Here is an 18,172-nt window from a genome sequence, read left to right on the forward strand (position 1 = left end):
TGGTCGGACAAACTGATGTGAATACATACACAATTGTCGGCGGCGCGGCGGTGAATGATCAACGGTACTATTCGGTGGTTGGTTTTCAGCCGTAGGGCCAAGTCAGAAGATTGAAGTCAGAAGTCAGAAACGGCGGCCCGATTGGGTCGCCGTTTTTTTTGATTGGATATTTAGAATTAGTCGAAAACTGCTTTGACTCGGAAGAACTCTTTGTCAATGCCATTGATAAGCGGAAGTGTGATGAATGTATCGGAGACACTGATGGCATCTTGTTCGCAAAAATCTCCTTCGGCAAATTGTGAACGGCAGACGACGTAGGAGGTGGCCGACGGAAAGGAACGCCAGTTCAAACCGATACTCTCTTCGTCCGGGTAGGATGAGATAACTAGCTCTTTCACAACGAGTGAAGGTTTAAGAACACGAATTGAATCATTGTCATTGGAGAATGCTATCAACTCGCCGTTTCCGTCACGATTCCTTAACAACTTTAGATTTGTTGCGTTGTAACTTGTTGTTGTGTCTTCAAAGGAGAAATCAGTTGCCCACGCTCTCAAGCGGTTTCCACTTTGAATGTCCCAAAGCAAATCTTCGCGCATTCCGTTGCATCCAAAGGCAAACGATGGCACATACCCCGGCGGGAACTCTGAGACCAACGATAATGTTGTAGCTTCGAAAATCTGCGACGCAAAAATTACATAGCGTTCGCCTGTCCGTGATGTTATACCGTGCACGCTTGAATTGGGGCAAATTATTGGGTTCTCGTCTTCGTTTGTCCAATGGCTTGTGCATATTCCAATTGACAATAACGAATCTTCTGCCGTTAGTTTTCTTCGGGTTGTAACATCGCGATAATAGCCCGAAGAACCGTAGCGATTTTCAATGTTAACAAGGGCCACTCCTGCGCCTTCGCCGACAAAAAAATCGTAATCCGTTGCGTGAGTTTGAAGGAGAGTGTGCCCATCAACTATTGAATTTTCGCCAAACTGTCCGTCATCCGTTGTATGGTAAGGACTCCAATATATGCCATGATGTGCATAAAGTGTTCGCACACTTTGCGTAGCCAACGGAGGCGGTGGCCATGCGCTCATCTTGCTGAAGTACCACCATTCCGTCCATAGCCAGTCTGGATCGAGATAAGTCGTTCTCCGGAATGAGATATTCGATTCTCCGGACTCCAAATCGATAACTAAGTAGTAGTCGTACTCATAGTCTTCCCACTGAGACGCATTGTGATCAAGTATGTTTGCCACGACAATCACTCTTGGAGACTGGCCGCCGAGGATAAGAACTTGTGTATAGTCTGGCGGGCCATCACGTGTAATCGAATCCAAGTACGATTCTTCAATTGAAACCGCCTGAACAGCTTCCCCCATACGCAAAACATAAAAAACGGTGTCGTTTCGCACCGCCGCCCATCCAAAAGTCGAGTCATCCATCCAGTGCTGAACATCCCAAGCAGTCACATTTTCCGGCAATTCAAATTCCGCAACCAACTCAAGCGGAATGATGGCTTGAGCGGATAGTGGGATGAGGGATAATAGGAAGATTAATAATATGTGGCGCATAAGTGGCCTTTCAGATTCCGGCGGGGAACCGCGGGCGACACGCCTGCCGCCCCTACAATATAATATAGCCTCGAATCGGCCTATTCACAAGGGATTTTGGTTACACAAAGCAAGACCTAATTTGCTATACATTTCACAAACTCGGAGCTAAACTACGGATTGTATATCGTTTATATACAGGATTTAGAAATTTTTTTAGGGTGCCTAAAATGCTTGACTTTGCGGTGATTCACAAGCTATATTAGAACAAGGGTTCCAATCAAAGGGAGGTTGGGGTGAAGTTGTCGGAAGTCTTGTTTGAGAAGGGGACACGGGTGTATACGGCACAGGAAAGCGATCCGGTGCTGTCGGCAGTCGAGACTTTGGTGTCCCACAATATCGGCGCGCTGGCCATTCTGGACAGTGAGAACAATCTGGTGGGAATCTTTTCCGAGCGGGATATTCTCCGGCTTGTGTCGCGGAATGCCGGACAACTGGCCAAGCTGACGGTGGGCGAATTTATGACCCGCGATGTTGTCACAGGCCATCCGGAGCAATCGGTGGATGAGGCCATGTCACGGATGACAGAGAAACGGATTCGCCACCTGCCGATTATTCAGCACCGGAAACTGGTGGGCATGATTTCCATCGGAGATCTTGTGAAGGCCAGACTGGAAGAGACCGAGTATCACAAGCAGCAGATGGAGAATCTGGTGCTGGGAAGATATCCAGCTTGAAAGGCAGGAATGCCGGACCCGGTGCACATGCGCGGCGCAGCGAGTATCCGGCAGGTGGGAATGGCGGTTTGATTTAATGGAAACTTAAGGTACTCTGGAGCTGGGAAGATACTTGTTTGAAGTGCCTGAAACGCACGGCAAGTACCGCGCATCCAGACAATAAAAACGCCCGATGCAAATCGGGCGTTTTCGTTTACAATGTAGAGACGTGCTCTATGCATTTCCGCCGAGCTTGGCCCGTTTCAAGAAGGCACGATACTTCTCGGCGTGGGCGGCGATGGTTTTTTCAGGTCCGGTCAGCTTGGTGAAGTAGTTACCGGCCGGAGTTTCGAGCACGGAGGCCAACATTCGATAGCCGGGCTGGTCAGTTGAGGGACCTGTGCCCATGGTGGAGGCGAGCAAGGTACCGCTAATGTCTACGGTAATGACCAGTATCCCATTGTCGAGCTTCATGGAATCCGTCTTGGCCACAGCGGGAGCACCGTTTGGACCGGCCATTTGACTTTCCCAACGCTCGAGGTTGGCCATGGAGCTACCGCCCGTCCCGGGGAAGTGGAAAATCGCGAGTTCGCCATCAGCATTGTCTCCCGCGGCACGAGCGAGCGAAACCTGTCCGAGGCGCATGCTGGAGGCCGGAGTGACCTTTGACCAGCCTTCGGGGAGTTCAGCGAGGAGATGATTGATATCGAGTCCGGGGCCGGAAGTCGCGTGCGGATTCGCCGGACGGTCTCCCATTTGCTTCTCCATGGGTGCCTTTTCGGCCTTCTTTTCGGGCTTCTGGGGAACGCAACCGACAGCCCAGACAACGGCGCATAATGCCAACAAAACTCGGAACATATGAAAAACCCTTTGCTTAAGTGACAGGGTTAAAATAAAGTATTTGCTTTAGAATCGCAAGTTACTGGGACAAATTGACAGAGATTGGCCGCACAGGTTTGAGCTTGCAGGGGTTGGCATAAATGGCTAACTTGTGGCTTAAGCTGGAGCAACTTCTCTCTCGAACAACAGCATGATGGCAGAGCAGACGCAGACGAAGACACGGTATTCGGTGTCAGTCATTATTGTGAACTACAACGGCGGTGACGACGTTGCGGCCTGTTTGGGTTCAGTGATGAAGTCGGACTGTTCTGATGAGCTGGAAGTGATCGTGGTGGACAACGGCTCTTCGGATGGCTCGCAGCAACGGATCAAACGGGAGTTCGCGGAGGTGGAACTTATCGAGCTGGGGGAAAACAAGGGCTTTGCGGCGGGATGCAATGCAGGCATAGGAGCGGCCCATGCGGGAACGATACTGCTGCTGAATCCGGACACGGAAGTGAGTGTGAGTGCGATTAGCCGGATGCACAGCGCGCTGTCGGAACATCCGCACTGGGGGATTGCGGGAGCGCGGATGCGTGACGGGAAGGGAGACGTTTATCGTGCGGCGCGGCGATTTCCGAAACCTCGGGATTTGAGCTATCAAGCGACCGGAATGGCGCGGTTATTCTCAAGTTCGAAGAAATTCAACGGCTATTTGTATGGGGAGCGGAAGATAGAAGAGTTGGACGAGGTTGAGCAGGTGGAGGGGAGCTGTTTGATGATTTCGGCAGCGGCGCGGGAAAAGGTGGGGCTGCTCGATGAGCGGTTTTTCATTTTCTTTGAGGAGGTGGATTGGTGCAAGCGGGTGAAGGATGCGGGGTATGAGATACATGTGGTGAACGACGCGGAAGTATCGCACAAGGTTTCGACGACGATGGGGAAGTACTACGAGTTTACGCGCGCGGTGCATGCACAGAGCGCAATGAAGTATTTTCGCAAGCATGAGGGAGAAGAAGGATATCGGGCGATTCGGACGGTGATGACGAAAGCGCTGCTGCTCAGAGCGGTGATACTGGCGCTGCCGGCACTGTTTGGAATCGGGAACGCGCGACGGAGGTTCACAGGAGCATTGATAGAACGGCGAGCCTATGCGGTGGGGATAGAGTAGGATAATTACAAGATTTGAGCAAGCGGCTACTCATAAATGAGAGGCCGCTTTTTGTTTTGTGCGAATATCGATTCGGTGAATATCAACAGCAAGGAGGTGGGCGAGAAGTGCCGGGTTTGCACCAAGAAATTGCCTGTGCCGCTCGGTGTGCAGGGATGTTGCGCTTTGGCAACGGGCGATGCGGGAGCCAACTTCGAGTGGTCAGGGAGGTGCGGATGGAATTGAAAATGCGATAGTCTCAGCTCGGTGTTCAATGATGCTGACCATAGAGAAGCATGGCGAGAGAACCGGGAAGGGCAGAGTCGTGCGATTGGAGAGATAGTTGCATTCAGAGGGTGAGGCGCGAGGGTCTGCTCTCGTTTAAGAATCGGGATAACTATGCCGATACCAAAGGGAGAGCGTCCGTGCGGCGCCACTCTGCAATTCGTTGCGGGGACATACTGGACACACAAGAAGGGTTTCACAAGCCCGCGAGCCTGATATAGACCAGGAGGAAGTTTTGAAGATCGCATCATTAATTTTACGCGCAGCGGCACTGTCACTGATGTTGACAACTGTGTCGGCTCAGGCGGCCTCTGATGCCACGGTGAAGGAATTGTGGCAACGCGCCGAGCTTGGAGAGTTTTTGTCACCGCTGGAGAAGGCCGAACTTGCTCCGTTTTTGGCGGAGTTTGAACGTCGCGGAACTGAGAGCATAGACGCCATTGGCGGTCCGGACGGGTACGGCTATTACTACGTTGATAATCAGAACGGGGATACGACCAGCTACTCGTGGATTGAATTGCGAGGCGACAATCAGGCGACGTGGGTGGATTTCGAGAATGCGGACGACGGCACGGCGACGATTCCGCTGTCGTTCAACTTCCCATTCTACGGGGTGCACTACCCGACTTTGAACGTCTGCACGAATGGTTTCATCACCTTTGAAGACAATCGCTTTTCGGCATCGAATCAGTGTTTTCCGGCGTCGAGTCTGGGCGGCCCTGCAATAGCGATGTTCTGGGACGATTTGCATCTTCACTTTGGTGAGAATCAGCAAAACGACAACACGGTGGCGTGGCGTGATTTCGGTGATTATGTCGTGATACAGTTTGACGAGGTCGGCCACTACGGATTTCCGACACCGCCGGCGGACAATTTCACCTTTGAGTGCATATTGTATGCGAACGGCAGCATCAAGCTACAGTATCAGGATATGAATTACGCTGTGTACGCGGGCTCGCAGAGCATCGGAATTCAACAGAGCACCAGCGGGACGTCGCTGCAGTACGTCTGCAACAACGGTTCATTAGAGGACGGCAGGGCGGTATGGTTCTATCGCAGCGGTTACGGCGCGATGGGCGGTACCGTGCAGTCGAACGGGACGCCGGTGTATCAGGCGACCGTAATGATAGAGGATGCGGGATTGTATGCCAGCACGGACGGCAACGGCAACTACTATTTCCCGGTGGCGCCGATTGGCACACATACAGTGACGGCGCGCATGTTTGGTTACCAGCCTTACACGGTGGAAAGTGTGGTGGTCAGCACTAATCAGTTGACGACTCGCAATTTCGCATTGACGTCTGTTCCGACGATAGACTTCGCGGCTGAGGACGTAAACATGGCGATTCCCGACCGTGACACGGTGTATGCGGAGTTGAATGTCACGGACAACGTGACGATTTCGACGATGGCCGTGCGGATAGAGAATCTTCAGCACACCTATATCGGCGATATGGTGATGTGGATTGAGAGTCCATGGGGACAGCGGGTGCTTTTGTGTGACCGCAATGGCGGCAGCGGTGACAACATGACGGGCTGCCAGTTTGACGATATGGCAGGTCAGTCGATTGCAACGGGTATTGCTCCGTTCAGCAATCGGTATTGGGCTGAGCAGCCGTTGTCAAGCATGAGCGGGAATCAAAGCCGCGGCATGTGGAAGCTTGTGATGTTTGACGCCGCAAATCAGGATCAGGGAACATTGAATGACTGGTCACTGCATTTTGCGGGCACGCAGGTTCCGGAAGGCCGTGTGTGGGGAGTTGTGAACGACGCGGAGTTCCAGCCGATTCACGGGTGTGAAGTGATGTTTGAGCCGACGGGATTGTCAACGATGACTGCCGCAGATGGTTCATGGGAGCTTTATCTTCCTGTGGGAACGTGGAATCTTGAGCTTAGCGCAGACGGCTACTGCGACCAGACGCTGGCGAACATCGTGGTGGCAAACAACTCGGAGCAGCAAGTTGACACCGAACTTGGCGCGCCGCACGGCACGAGTTCAACGGATTTTCTGAGTCAGCAAGCAGTCGGCGAAGGAGTGTTCACACAGCAGTTCCTGCTTAGCTCGGACGGACAGTGCGGCTGGGAATACACGATTGACGTGATGGCGGGCGATTGGCTGACGGTGTCGCCGATGAGCGGCGTGCTGTGGACGGGACAGTCGGATGAAATCACTGTGACGTTCAACACGAACGGCCTGCAGGGCGGAGTTTACACCGGAGAGATTGAAATCGGCCACAACGGTGTGACGGGACGAATCACGATACCGGTGATATTGGATTTGGCGACCGCTGCCGATCCCGCGCGCAACCTGCCGACGGAGTATGCTCTTCACGGAAACTATCCGAACCCGTTCAACGGACAGACGGATATTGCATTTGACCTGCCTGCTGCAGGCGACGTGAATATAACTGTACACAATCTGCTGGGACAGCAGGTCGCGACGATATTGAATGAAACCCGTTCGGCAGGGTTCCACCGAATCAACTGGAACGCACGCAGCGACCAGGGGATGGAACTCACGACAGGACTATATTTCCTCCGTGTGAATATGGGTGGCCGCGACTATGTCAGTAAGATGATATTGGCTCGCTAACCGCAGGAACATGTGACTACGAACAGCGGGCTGCAGGTCATCACCTGCAGCCCGTTGCTATTTGAATCGGAAGTATTTATCTTTAGTTCACCCACCTACACGAACACGATATGTCAGCAGAACCATTTCTCTATCCCTACACCATCGGCCTGCACGACAGCGACGCGGCGGGCATCATTTTCTCCGCCAATTTGTTCCGGATTTGTCATGAAGCCTACGCGGCGATGATGGACGAGCTTGGTTTCAGTATTGGATACTTGCTGAAGCACCGGCCGTTTGGAGTGCCGCTTGTGCATTTGGACGGGGATTTCATGCAGCCGTCGCGAGTGGGCGACCATGTGACGATTGAGGTGCGGATTGTGGAGCTGAATCGCAGCTCGTACAAAGTGGAATACACACTTCGGACACCTGACGGCACGGCGTGTGCGCGTGCGGCGACCGTGCATGTTGTCGTGGACACGAAGACCTATAAGTCCATCCCGATGCCGGAGAATTTCCGCGCGGCACTGTCGCGGCACTACTTACCCGAATAAGTTTCGCGCGGTGCGATAGTCGGGTTTGCCGTTCGGAAGCAGGGGAAGTTTGAAGGTGACGGAGACTTGCTTGGGGAGTTTGAAGGAGGGGAGATGAGCTTTGAGTTGTTCGCGGACGTGCTCGAGGGTCAGCGGCAAATCGGACTCAATCACTGCGGCGACGGATTGTCCCCACTCGGAGTCTTCAATGCCGACGCAGAGGGCATCCCGGACATCCGGCAGCAAGCGGAGCGCGGACTCGATTTCATCGAGAGCGATGTTTTCACCGCCTGAAACAATGATACGATCAATTCGGCCAAGGACATGCAGACAGCCGAGTTCATCGAGAAAACCGGAATCTTCGGTAAGTATCCAGCCTTCACGAAACGTGAGGGCTGTTTCATTATCGTTCCGGAAGTAAGCGGACGCAGCGCCGGGACTTTGGACGAGAATACGACCGGACGTATTTACTGAAACGGGGTTACCGTTTTCATCAACAATTTTGACTGCAGCGCCGGGGATGGGAGGACCGGCGGTTAGACGCTCAGAGTCATCGCAACCGGGACGCGAGCAGGTGACCATAGAGCCGGCTTCGGTCAACCCATAGGTCGGCAGAACTTGCGGACATTGCCTAATCATGTCCACCGGGACAGGACCGCCGCCGAGGATAATCGCGCGAATTGAGTCGGGCAGAATATCATTTCGCAGCGTCAGCACGCGCCGCAGAGTTGTGGGAACGAGCGACAGAAGCGAGACCGTGTCGAGATTTTTTGCAACGAGCTCGGCCGACGAGTTATCGAGAATACGCACGCCCGCCCCGGCGAGCGCGCAACGAAGGACGATGGCCATTCCTCCGACGTGGAAGAAGGGAAGACAGGCAAGCCATGTGTCATTCTCGGTGAGGTGCACATGCTGATTGACGGCATGAGCATGTCGAGAGAGCAGTTCGGGGGAAAGATGCACGAGCTTTGGCTTACCCTGCGAGCCGGAGGTTGCGATAAAGATACCTGTCGGCGGGGAAATTTGGGCGAAGAGATTATGAATGTCTTCGCGGTCAGCAATTTTCAGGCGAGGGCTCAAGGGAATTATAGAGCACCGGCCTAACGCCGCGGCGAGTATCAGAGCGGCCTGCGAGACGGAGTTTCCGCCGGACAGGAAGTGAACACCTTGCGGTGCTTCGTGCGCGAGTTCGAGAAGCTGCGTCCAGGTGAGCTGCTCGGTCGAGTCTGAGATGAGCGCACGGGAAGATGTCTTGACCAATAAGCTCATCCCAGGAGAGCGGATTTGTACTCGGGACGCAGACCATCGTAGAGTTCGGAGAGCGGCGGTACAACGAGATGCCCGGCTTCGATATGCAGACTGTGAGACAAAGTGTCCTGTTTAAGGAATTGCAGTGTGCCGAGTCCCTGTGCGATTTCCGGCGAGCTCCATTCACTTGCAAGATGTGCAAGGTGCGCGAGTCCGACGCTGCTGTCCATCATGGAAGACAGCACAACGGGAATTTCTTCGTCACGCATCCGTTTCAGCAGAGCACTGCGTTCACGAATAGCGCCCATACGCGCGGGTTTAAGAACAAGCGTTTTGAATCCGGGGACGCCATCAAAGGCGAGAATCTCCTCCTCGGAGAAAGCCTCGTCGCACGCAAAGGGAACACCGACTTCAGATTGCAAGCGTGTCCATTCGCGGAGAGACAGACTGCAGGGGTCTTCAATCCACTCGACCGCTTCACGCGGCAGCGCATCCGCAAATTTTCTGACAGCATCGCTTGTCCAACCGAGATTGGCATCGAGTCGAATCATCAGTTCAGGCAGTTCGAGCGCGATGGTGTTGACCAGATTGATGTCATCTTCAAGTGACTTGACGGCAACTTTCAACTTGACGGTGTCATAGCTTGCAAGCGCGGCATGACGCGCAGCCACGATGATATCTTCATTGGAGCCTCCGGGGAGCAGTTTCGCGATGGGAACGCGGATGTCGCGGTCGTCTTTTTTCTCGAGAGCATACCGCAGACAATCGAGCGCGAACACGGCAGAGGGTGCGGTTTGCACAAGCAGCGACTCGCCGTTCAGAATACGCTCGGCATGTTCAAAGTGTTCGGTACCGAATTCCGGGAGCAGAGAGGATTCCGAGACAATTTTCCGGCCGTTGTGCTCAATGGCGAGCAGAAAGCCACGCCGCATGTGTACGGTGCCGCGAGAGGTGATGAGCGGCTCTTTGAATTCGAGCGCGACGGGAGTGTGACAAATTTCGCTCACAGGACGAGCCCGGCAGAGAGCAGAATTCCGAAGGCGAGCATGTGCCTTGCGGTGTGCGCGAGCGCACGGTTCAGGGAGGGGCCGTCTTCTTTTGACCAGACGGCGCGAAGAGGGGAGACGCACAAAGGAATGGCAAGCAGGGGAAGCAGCACAGCGGCAGTGGAGAGGGAGCCTGACATGAGCAGCAGAATGACGTAAGGAAGGAACAGAGTCGCTGCGAATTCAATTTTTCCAAACGTTCTGCCGAAACGTACCACGGGCGTGCGTTTTCCGGCTTTGCGGTCGGTATGTTCATCCCGCACATTGTTGACAGCGAGCAGTCCGCACGCGAGGATGCCTGGAATCAAACCGAGCAGAAAGGCGGCTGTTTCCCATTCGAGAGTAAAGAGAAATGCCGTTCCCGCGACGGCGAGCACACCGAAATATGTCAATACGAAGACCTCGGCTAACCCATTGTAGCCGAGTGGATATGGTCCGCCGGTATACATCCAGCCGAAGAGAATACCGGTCAGCCCGATGGTGAGAATCGGCCAGCCGCCGCGCAGGATCAACGGGACGGCAAAGATAACAGCGAGAGCAAAGGCGACGACAGTGCCCGCGAGGACGGCATTTGGAGAGAGCAGTCCGGCTTGGGTGACACGAGTGGGACCGAGCCGTTCGTGTGTGTCGGCGCCCTTCTTGAAATCGCTGTAGTCGTTGGCGAGATTTGTTCCGATTTGAATGCATGTAGCGGAGAGCAGAATCAAGAGCGCGATACTCCACGAGAACGCGTCTCGATCAACAGCGAACGCCGACCCAATAAAGACAGGCAACAGCGCGGCGACCAGCGTTTTCGGGCGGGAAGCGAGAATCCAGGCGTTGAGGTTTAATGTAGGATTGTCATACAGCAAGGTCTTCCTCACGAAGTTCGCCGCTTACAAGTTGATTAATTGAAGACCCGCCGAACAGAGAAAACGTAAAGACCAGCACACCAACCCGTCCGACGTACATGAGGGAAATGATGACAATCTTTCCGAGCGCCGACAATTCCTGTGTGATACCTCGTGACAATCCGACAGTACCGAGCGCGGAAGCGACTTCAAACAGCATTTGGTCAATCGTTCCCTTTGAAACCCACAAGACGAGGAAAGTGCCAAGCATAAGGAGAATCGCATATGTTCCGACAGTGACCACTGCGACACGCACGCGCTGAGCGGGAACCTTTATTCCCCAGAACACAACTTCATTAACTCCATGCAAAGCGCTGCGGATAGCGCCTAACGTTGTCACAAAAGTGGTGCTCTTTATTCCACCGCCTGTGCCCGAAGGCGACGCACCGATTATCATAATCAGCACAATAAGGAAAGCGAATGCCGCAGACATTTTGCCGATCGGGATGGAATTAAAACCGACGGTCGTGGAGGCCGTCATGCATTGAAAAGTACTGGCAAGAACTCTCTCCTTGAGCGGTAATTTGGCGACTTCCGGCTCTCCGAAGAAAAGCATCACCGAGCCGATGATGAAAATGAGCGCTGTCGCAATAAGAATCACGCGGGAAGTAAAAGAGATGCGCGGCGCTTCATCAGCAGCCCAGCGCACAAAGTCAAACAGTACAATGAAGCCAATTGCACCGAGATAGCTCAGCACGCCGATAACGACATTAATGCCAGTGTTTCCAACATAGGTTTCCAAACTGTTGTCAAAGAGCGAGAAGCCGGCTGTGCAAAACGCGGAAACACTATGGAAGACGGCATTCCAAAGGGGATTAGGCGCACCGGCCTGTTCAAACATCGGGTAGAGCAGTCCGGCTCCGATGACCTCAATCAAGATAGTCATCAAGACAACGGCGGTAAGAAAACTCTCAATGCGCTCATTACTGGTCAAGGCGAATGCGGACTCGGAAACTTTCTTGCGAAAATGCGGCAGTCTGCCGTTGTTGCCGAATACATAGAGAAACGACCCAAATGTCATATAACCGATTCCGCCAAGCTGAATCAGCAGGAGTATCGTGATTTCACCGATCCACGTATAGGCTCCAGACGTACTGACGGGAGACAGACCTGTTGTAGAAACAGCAGAAACGGAAACAAACAAATTGTCGAGAAAGGTCACCGCACCGGGCTCATGCACATAGGGCAAACTTAGAACAAGAGCGCCAACAACCATGTATAGTGCGTAGCCGATGGCGAGTACAGTGACAGGTCGCAGATGACGATACTTTAGAAGGGCAATTGTCGACAGATTATGGGCAACGTTGGAGACCACGATACCTCCGTGATGTGCTTACGGCAGTCTCTTGAACTTCGAAAAATCCGGCTTGCGCTTTTCTTTATAGGCGTTGCGGCCTTCCTGCGCTTCTTCGCTCATGTAGTAAAGCAGAGTTGCGTTGCCGGCGAGTTCTTGAATGCCCGCTTCGCCGTCGGTTTCGGCATTGAACGCGGCTTTCAAACAGCGCAATGCCATGGGCGACATGGCGAGCATCTCCTGACACCATTGCACAGTCTCTTCTTCGAGCTTGTCGAGCGGGACGACGGTGTTGACCAAGCCCATGTCGAGTGCTTGCTGTGCGGTGTATTGACGGCACAGAAACCAGATCTCCTTGGCTTTCTTGTGGCCAACGATTCGCGCAAGATACCCGGCACCGAAGCCGCCGTCGAACGAACCGACACGCGGACCGGTTTGACCGAAACGCGCATTGTCAGCGGCGATGGAGATGTCACATACGACATGCAGCACGTGACCGCCGCCGATGGCGTAACCGGCAATCATCGCGATGACGGGTTTGGGAAGTGAGCGAATTTGCTTTTGCAAATCGAGCACATTCAAGCGGGGCACCTTGTCATCACCGATATAGCCTTGATCGCCGCGAATGCGCTGGTCGCCGCCTGAGCAAAAGGCCATTTCTCCGGCTCCGGTGAGAATAACCACTCCGACATTACTGTCTTCGCGCGCATCGAGAAAGGCGTGCTGCAAATCAAACAGCGTTTGCGGGCGAAAGGCGTTGCGCACTTCGGGACGGTTAATAGTTATCTTGGCGATTCCGTTCCACTTGTGATAAAGGATGTCGCTATATTCTCCGGCAGTCTGCCACGGAAACTTGCTCATGCTGTCTTGCTTTCTGCTTCTTGGATGAAATCAATTAAGAGTCGAGTGAATTCTTCGGGCTGTTCAAGATGCGCGGCGTGACCGCACTTGGGAAGGATGTAATGCATCAGCAGCGCAGCGCGGGTCGCATCGGCAATCCGGCGATTACTTTCGATGAATTTGCGGTCGAGCTCTCCCGCGACGAGCATCAGCGGTTTACTCCAATTCGAGAGTTTGCCGAAGCAATCCGGCATCGTTCCGGTGCCGTAGTGGTCGAGAGCGAACTTCAGTCCTTGCGGTGAGCAGGACGTTCTCTCGGTGCGAATCAGCTTGCGCGTGAAATCGGGAAGATATTTCTGTGTTGCGAAAATCGGCAGCGACTCCCAGTATTCTGCAAACCACTCCATGCCGCGGCCGACGATATTCTGTCCCAATAGACGGTCGCTTTGCGTGCGAAGTTCACGCTGATTTTCGTCGGCGATACCGGGGCTGGCTCCGAGCAGGGAGAGACTTTTCACCAAATCGGGTTTTGCGAGGGCAGCCATCAACGCCACGCGGCCGCCCTGACTGTATCCGAACCAATGGGCAGGCCGCCATTCAAACTTGGCAATAACCTCATGCAAGGTTTCACACAGACGTTTCCAGTCGAGCATGGCCGGTGCTGCTGTGCCGCCATGTCCGGGGAGGTCAAGTCTGATGACGCGGAACCGTGAACTGAGTTCGGGCACCTGAAGCGTGAAGCTGTACAAGGATTGCGCAAAGCCGTGGAGCATCACCAACGGCGGCATACTGCTGTCACCGTCAATTCGTACGTGCCAAACGATATCCTGAGTACGGACCAGCATCAGCCAATTCCTGAAAGCACACGTTTGACAATTCGCTCATGAGCCGCACGATTTGCGGCGCGGTCTGTTTTTACTTCAATAATGCTCGGCTGCGGCGAGTGCCATGATAACGCGTCGGCAAGCTGCGAACAAGATGCGCAGGCCATCCATTTAATACCGAAAACTTCGGCGGCGGCGTCAAGCCGGACATTCAGCGGAGTGCCGTGCAGCGTTTCGAAGGTATCGGGAAAATCGGCCACGGGCAGGAAGTGAAAGATTCCACCTCCATTGTTGTTCAGCAGCAGCACGCGCAGGTTTGCGGCATGTCGCGCGGCCATCCATCCGCCGAGGTCGTGAAGAAATGCGAGATCGCCGCAAATGAGAAGTGTCGGCCGCTTCGTTGTATGGGCAATTCCGGCCGCGTGTGAAATGACACCGTCAATGCCGTTGGTGCCTCGCTGCGCAAAGACGTGGACTTTCCTTCCTGACGGGACGGCGATCAAATCCGCATAGCGCACGGGCATGCTTGAAGCAAGCACGAGATTGCTGTCATCGGGCAGGCAATCAATTGCCGACAGGACAAAGGACACTTCGGCGGAGTCGTCGTTGCAGGCGTCATGCATGTGCGCACGAACGAGGCCGGACGTTTTCCAGAACGGGTCCAGCAGCAGTGAATCACGGGAAACTTTGGCGTGCGCGACTATGTCACGGCAATACTCTGCGATGTCGGCAACGATAAGCCGGGCTGCGAGTCCGTCGGGGTCGCGGGGAATCGTGTCGCGCTGCATGCGAACGGTGTGAGGCTTATGGCGATTCAGATAGTTGCACAGCACTTTGCTGGTCGGGTGACCGCCGAATTGAAAAACGAAATCGGGCGCGATGCTCGCGAGCTGTTCATGGCGGAGGAAGATGTCATAGCCCGGCATTCCCGGTTCACCTTCGAATCGAAGTCCGGAAGCGATATCGCAGAGCATCGGCCAGCCGAGTTTTCGTGCAAGCGAGAGAATGCCCCGTCGCTCGTTTTCAGTGCGCGCACTGTCCGGACCGCAGACAATCAGCCCGCACCAGCTTGCCTCCATGTCTGAAATCACTTTCCGATCAACAGGCAGAGACGGTGCAGGTGCAGCGTGAATGCTTTCTACGGATTGCTCCAACACTTCGAAGATTTGTGCGCACATTTCCGCGCCGGACTCGAGCGGAGCGAGCGGCTCATCCATTGGTACATTGATATGAACCGGACCTGCAGGAGCGGATAACATCGCCGCGAGAGTTTGCCGGATCCAGTAGAGCGAGGACTTCATTGCCGCGGAATCGGCAACAGGCAGCGGCAGGTCAATCGTCATGCGAGAATATTTGCCGAACATTCCCGGCTGGTCGATGGTCTGGGGCGCGCCTTGATTGCGGAGGTTTTGCGGTCTGTCCGCCGTCACGACAACGAGCGGATACCCGCTGAGTGAGGCTTCGATGACTGCGGGGAAGTAGTGGGCTGGTGCGGTACCGGAAGTGCAAAGCACAGCCACGGGCTTATTGAGACCCTTTGCAAGCCCGAGGGCAAAGAAGGCGGCGACTCTCTCGTCTGTCAGAACATGACATTCAAAATTTCCCGACTGTGCCGCAGTGCGCGCGAGCGGAGTGGAACGCGAGCCGGGAGAAATTACGATATGCGACACGCCTGCGGTTTGCAACTGCCGCCAGAGGAGCCCTGCCTGCAGATAGTTCGGATTGGGAATTGTCACGGCAGATCCATTAATGCGCGCCGCATGATGTCCATTTTCCAGCCGCATTCGGCATATTCCAATTCCGCATTCGATTCCGCGACGATTCCCGCTCCGCCGAAGAGACGCGCTTTTCTTCCTGACACCTGGGCACATCTCAGGACGACAATGGCGGTTGTTTGATGTCCGTTTGAGAATCCGAGCACGCCGCTGTAGAGGTCGCGCGGCATGGGTTCGAGCTCTTCGAGTAAGGCAGCGGCGGCGTCACGCGGTGAGCCGCACACGGCGGGAGTTGGATGCAGCGCGGTGAGAATGTCATCGTCATTGACATCGTCGCGCAAGACTCCGTGTACCTGACTGTACACATGCACGAGGTCATCCGCTTTCCGTTCGCTGAGCGGAGATACCGACACGTGAACACACAGGGGTTCGAGTGCCCGACGCAGAAACTCGGTGACCACGGCCTGTTCTTCGCGGTCTTTCGCGGAGAAGGAGTTGCTTTCGAGGATTGTCTGTTTTGTGCCGGCGAGACTGTCCACGAGAATCTTGCGGCCTTCGCGCTGAAACAGCACTTCGGGAGAAGCACCAAGCCAGAGCTTCCGGTCATTCATAGTGTGTGCAAACACCGTTGTGCCGCTCGAACCGGCAAGCAGAGCTGCCAAAATGCCTTCAACCTGCCACGGCTCGGCGCAGAAGAGACTCACTTGTCTGCTCAATACGGCCTTGCGAAGCATGTCTTGTGCGATGCAATGCTTAATTCTGGAAACGGCGACATTCCAGCGCTGAATCGGAAACGCGTCTGCCTCAAGCGGCTGAAATTCGTTCGGCTCGAATTCACATTCTTCGCTAACGGAGTCGAAGGGAACATCTCCGAAGAACTCAAGATGATGACCGTGGAGCTCGACCATCCATTTTGGCTGCCAGTAGTAACGTGACGTCAAATCGTAATCCAACCGGAAGCAGACCGGAATTGCAGTTGCACCGTCACGTTCTGCAAGCAGTCCGGCCAGTGAACTTCCCGACTTGCCGATTCCTCCCGCACACCACGCAAAGTCGTCGTCGCGCAGCTGCATGAGCAGCGTTGCCGAATCAGCCGTGGCAAAGGCGGCGAGTGCATGGAGGCGAGCGGCACGGTCGGCCTGAGTCTCTTCGGTGAATCGCATAACCCCTAATTTAGCCATTATCCTCTCCTCTTTCAAACTCGCTGCCGTTGCACCCAAGCGGGAATGCCCGTATATTTCGTATTCAACGCAATTTCAAGAGTCATACTATGTCCCGGACAGTCTATTTTTATGATACGACGCTGCGCGATGGCGAGCAGACCCCGTTCGTGGTATTTTCAGTCGAACAGAAGCTGCGGATCGCGCGTCAGTTGGCAGAACTTGGTATTGACATTATTGAAGTTGGTTTTCCCGCCGCTTCAGAAACGGAATTGCAGGCTGTCTCACGAGTTGCAGATGAAGTCCAGGGACCCGTAATTGCCGGCCTAGCACGGTGTCGAAGTGGTGATATAGAGATCACGGCCAAGGCCTGTGAGAAAGCTGACAAAGCCAGAATTTCCATAGTCTTACCAATATCAGATCGACATTTGACGGCATCACTCAAGCTAAGTCGTTCGCAAGCCGAGACTCAGATTGGGGATTCGATCAGGCATGCCCGGAAATTTCTTGATGATATTGAATTTATAGCTACGGATGCGACTCGCACAGGCGAATCGGAATTGTTTTCGTGCCTGAAGGTGGCGGCGGAGGCGGGTGCAACAACCCTGGTGGTCGCGGATACCGTTGGCTGTGGGTTACCCGAGGGGATGAAGTCACTCTTCGAGAGGCTTCGGGCGGCCTTTCCTTTGTCAGTGAGGCTTGGCATTCATTGCCACAATGACTTCGGATTGGCCACTGCGAATTCCGTGGCCGCACTCGAAGGAGGCGCGGATCAGGTCGAGGGCACAATTAATGGACTTGGTGAAAGAGCAGGAAACACAGCACTTGAGGAAGTTGCCATGATCCTGAAATATCATCAGAATTCCATGAACCTCACATCAAACATGAGAACTGAGCGGATATTGGAAACTTCCCGGCTTGTTCGAGAAGTTTCAGGAGTAATGGTTCAGCCGAACAAGGCGCTTGTCGGACAGAATGCCTTTTTACATGCCGCGGGAATGCACCAGCAGGCCATGCTTGCTGACCCGCTGACTTTTGAACCCTTCGGGCCGGAGAGTGTGGGCGGAGATTCAGCACTGGAGGATCGGATAATTTTTGGTAAGTTTTTAGGAAAGAATGGCTTACGAAAACTTTTGGAGCTTGATGGCATCAAACTGTCTGACGAGGCGCTTGAAGCTCTTGTCGGGAGGATACGTGCGGCCATAGAACGCCGCGAAACCGTAACCCGCCGGAGGATGCTTGAATGGGCGAGGGGGTAATCTCTTGCAAACCCGCTTGATAGATGTTATCTTAAAGATTACGAAACGAATGATCGAGCCAATAGATTAACACCGGAGATGAGCACCATGAAAAAACGCATATGGCTCGCGCCGCTTTGCGCATTGCTTTTAGCCGTTGGGAGCGCTCACGCGTTCACCGTCGGTCAGGAAGCACCCGATTTCACCTTGACGGATTCCTGGGGAGGAAGCCACACACTGAGCGAGTATCGCGGCAGCGTCGTTGTCCTGATGTTCTTCGGCCACACCTGAAGTACCTGTC

The 18,172-nt window shown here is 54.1% G+C and carries 17 protein-coding genes; 7 read left to right on the plus strand and 10 right to left on the minus strand.

Annotated features, from left to right (window positions below):
- Positions 1-176: 176 nt before the first annotated feature.
- Complete coding sequence (locus HUU59_12705; GenBank protein NUO20297.1) at positions 177-1,565, minus strand: hypothetical protein; 1,389 nt, start codon at positions 1,563-1,565, stop codon at positions 177-179.
- Between the two features lie 275 nt (positions 1,566-1,840).
- Between HUU59_12705 and HUU59_12710 the strand changes: the two genes are divergently transcribed.
- The gene (locus HUU59_12710) at positions 1,841-2,281 is read left to right on the plus strand and encodes a CBS domain-containing protein (protein NUO20298.1); all 441 of its coding nucleotides are present in this window, start codon (positions 1,841-1,843) and stop codon (positions 2,279-2,281) included.
- Positions 2,282-2,494: 213 nt separating this feature from the next.
- On the opposite strand, the gene HUU59_12715 is transcribed toward HUU59_12710, so the two are convergent.
- The gene (locus HUU59_12715) at positions 2,495-3,118 is read right to left on the minus strand and encodes a hypothetical protein (protein NUO20299.1); all 624 of its coding nucleotides are present in this window, start codon (positions 3,116-3,118) and stop codon (positions 2,495-2,497) included.
- 172 nt (positions 3,119-3,290) lie between these two features.
- On the opposite strand from HUU59_12715, the gene HUU59_12720 reads away from it, so the two are divergent.
- The 4 genes from HUU59_12720 (at position 3,291) to HUU59_12735 (ending at position 7,637) form a co-directional block, all read left to right on the plus strand.
- Entirely contained in the window at positions 3,291-4,247 is a 957-nt protein-coding gene (locus HUU59_12720) for a glycosyltransferase family 2 protein (GenBank protein ID NUO20300.1), read from the plus strand.
- Between the two features lie 36 nt (positions 4,248-4,283).
- Complete coding sequence (locus HUU59_12725; GenBank protein ID NUO20301.1) at positions 4,284-4,472, plus strand: hypothetical protein; 189 nt, start codon at positions 4,284-4,286, stop codon at positions 4,470-4,472.
- Between the two features lie 274 nt (positions 4,473-4,746).
- On the plus strand, positions 4,747-7,104 hold the full coding sequence (locus HUU59_12730) for a carboxypeptidase regulatory-like domain-containing protein (GenBank protein ID NUO20302.1): 2,358 nt from the start codon (positions 4,747-4,749) through the stop codon (positions 7,102-7,104).
- A gap of 110 nt (positions 7,105-7,214) precedes the next feature.
- Positions 7,215-7,637 (plus strand): acyl-CoA thioesterase, encoded by a 423-nt coding sequence (locus tag HUU59_12735; protein ID NUO20303.1) that lies wholly within the window; start codon positions 7,215-7,217, stop codon positions 7,635-7,637.
- Here the strand turns inward: HUU59_12735 and HUU59_12740 are convergent.
- From HUU59_12740 to HUU59_12775, 8 genes are read right to left on the minus strand one after another with little or no spacing between them, the layout of a single operon-like run.
- Positions 7,626-8,876 (minus strand): long-chain fatty acid--CoA ligase, encoded by a 1,251-nt coding sequence (locus HUU59_12740; protein NUO20304.1) that lies wholly within the window; start codon positions 8,874-8,876, stop codon positions 7,626-7,628. The genes HUU59_12735 and HUU59_12740 overlap by 12 nt on opposite strands.
- A gap of 5 nt (positions 8,877-8,881) precedes the next feature.
- Entirely contained in the window at positions 8,882-9,871 is a 990-nt protein-coding gene (gene menC / locus HUU59_12745; protein NUO20305.1) for an o-succinylbenzoate synthase, read from the minus strand.
- Positions 9,868-10,758, minus strand: coding sequence for a 1,4-dihydroxy-2-naphthoate polyprenyltransferase (locus HUU59_12750; GenBank protein ID NUO20306.1), 891 nt, complete (start codon positions 10,756-10,758; stop codon positions 9,868-9,870). Before HUU59_12750 ends, menC begins: the two co-directional genes overlap by 4 nt.
- Positions 10,751-12,115 carry a potassium transporter KtrB gene (locus HUU59_12755; protein ID NUO20307.1) on the minus strand — a complete coding sequence of 455 codons (1,365 nt, stop codon included), beginning with the start codon at positions 12,113-12,115 and terminating at the stop codon, positions 10,751-10,753. The genes HUU59_12750 and HUU59_12755 overlap by 8 nt, the downstream gene beginning before the upstream one ends.
- 18 nt (positions 12,116-12,133) lie before the next feature.
- Positions 12,134-12,955, minus strand: a complete 822-nt coding sequence (menB, locus tag HUU59_12760; protein NUO20308.1) for a 1,4-dihydroxy-2-naphthoyl-CoA synthase — start codon at positions 12,953-12,955, stop codon at positions 12,134-12,136.
- Positions 12,952-13,779 (minus strand): 2-succinyl-6-hydroxy-2,4-cyclohexadiene-1-carboxylate synthase, encoded by an 828-nt coding sequence (menH, locus tag HUU59_12765; protein NUO20309.1) that lies wholly within the window; start codon positions 13,777-13,779, stop codon positions 12,952-12,954. The genes menB and menH overlap by 4 nt, the downstream gene beginning before the upstream one ends.
- The gene (menD, locus tag HUU59_12770) at positions 13,779-15,542 is read right to left on the minus strand and encodes a 2-succinyl-5-enolpyruvyl-6-hydroxy-3-cyclohexene-1-carboxylic-acid synthase (GenBank protein NUO20310.1); all 1,764 of its coding nucleotides are present in this window, start codon (positions 15,540-15,542) and stop codon (positions 13,779-13,781) included. Before menD ends, menH begins: the two co-directional genes overlap by 1 nt.
- Entirely contained in the window at positions 15,491-16,654 is a 1,164-nt protein-coding gene (locus tag HUU59_12775; GenBank protein NUO20311.1) for a chorismate-binding protein, read from the minus strand. Before HUU59_12775 ends, menD begins: the two co-directional genes overlap by 52 nt.
- Positions 16,655-16,743: 89 nt before the next feature.
- On the opposite strand from HUU59_12775, the gene HUU59_12780 reads away from it, so the two are divergent.
- Positions 16,744-17,892 carry a 2-isopropylmalate synthase gene (locus tag HUU59_12780; GenBank protein NUO20312.1) on the plus strand — a complete coding sequence of 383 codons (1,149 nt, stop codon included), beginning with the start codon at positions 16,744-16,746 and terminating at the stop codon, positions 17,890-17,892.
- A 78-nt stretch (positions 17,893-17,970) separates the two neighbouring features.
- On the plus strand, positions 17,971-18,162 hold the full coding sequence (locus HUU59_12785) for a redoxin domain-containing protein (GenBank protein ID NUO20313.1): 192 nt from the start codon (positions 17,971-17,973) through the stop codon (positions 18,160-18,162).
- The last annotated feature ends 10 nt before the right edge of the window (positions 18,163-18,172 follow it).

The sequence above is a fragment of the bacterium genome, assembly GCA_013360195.1.
In the GTDB taxonomy this organism is placed as follows: domain Bacteria; phylum Electryoneota; class RPQS01; order RPQS01; family RPQS01; genus JABWCQ01.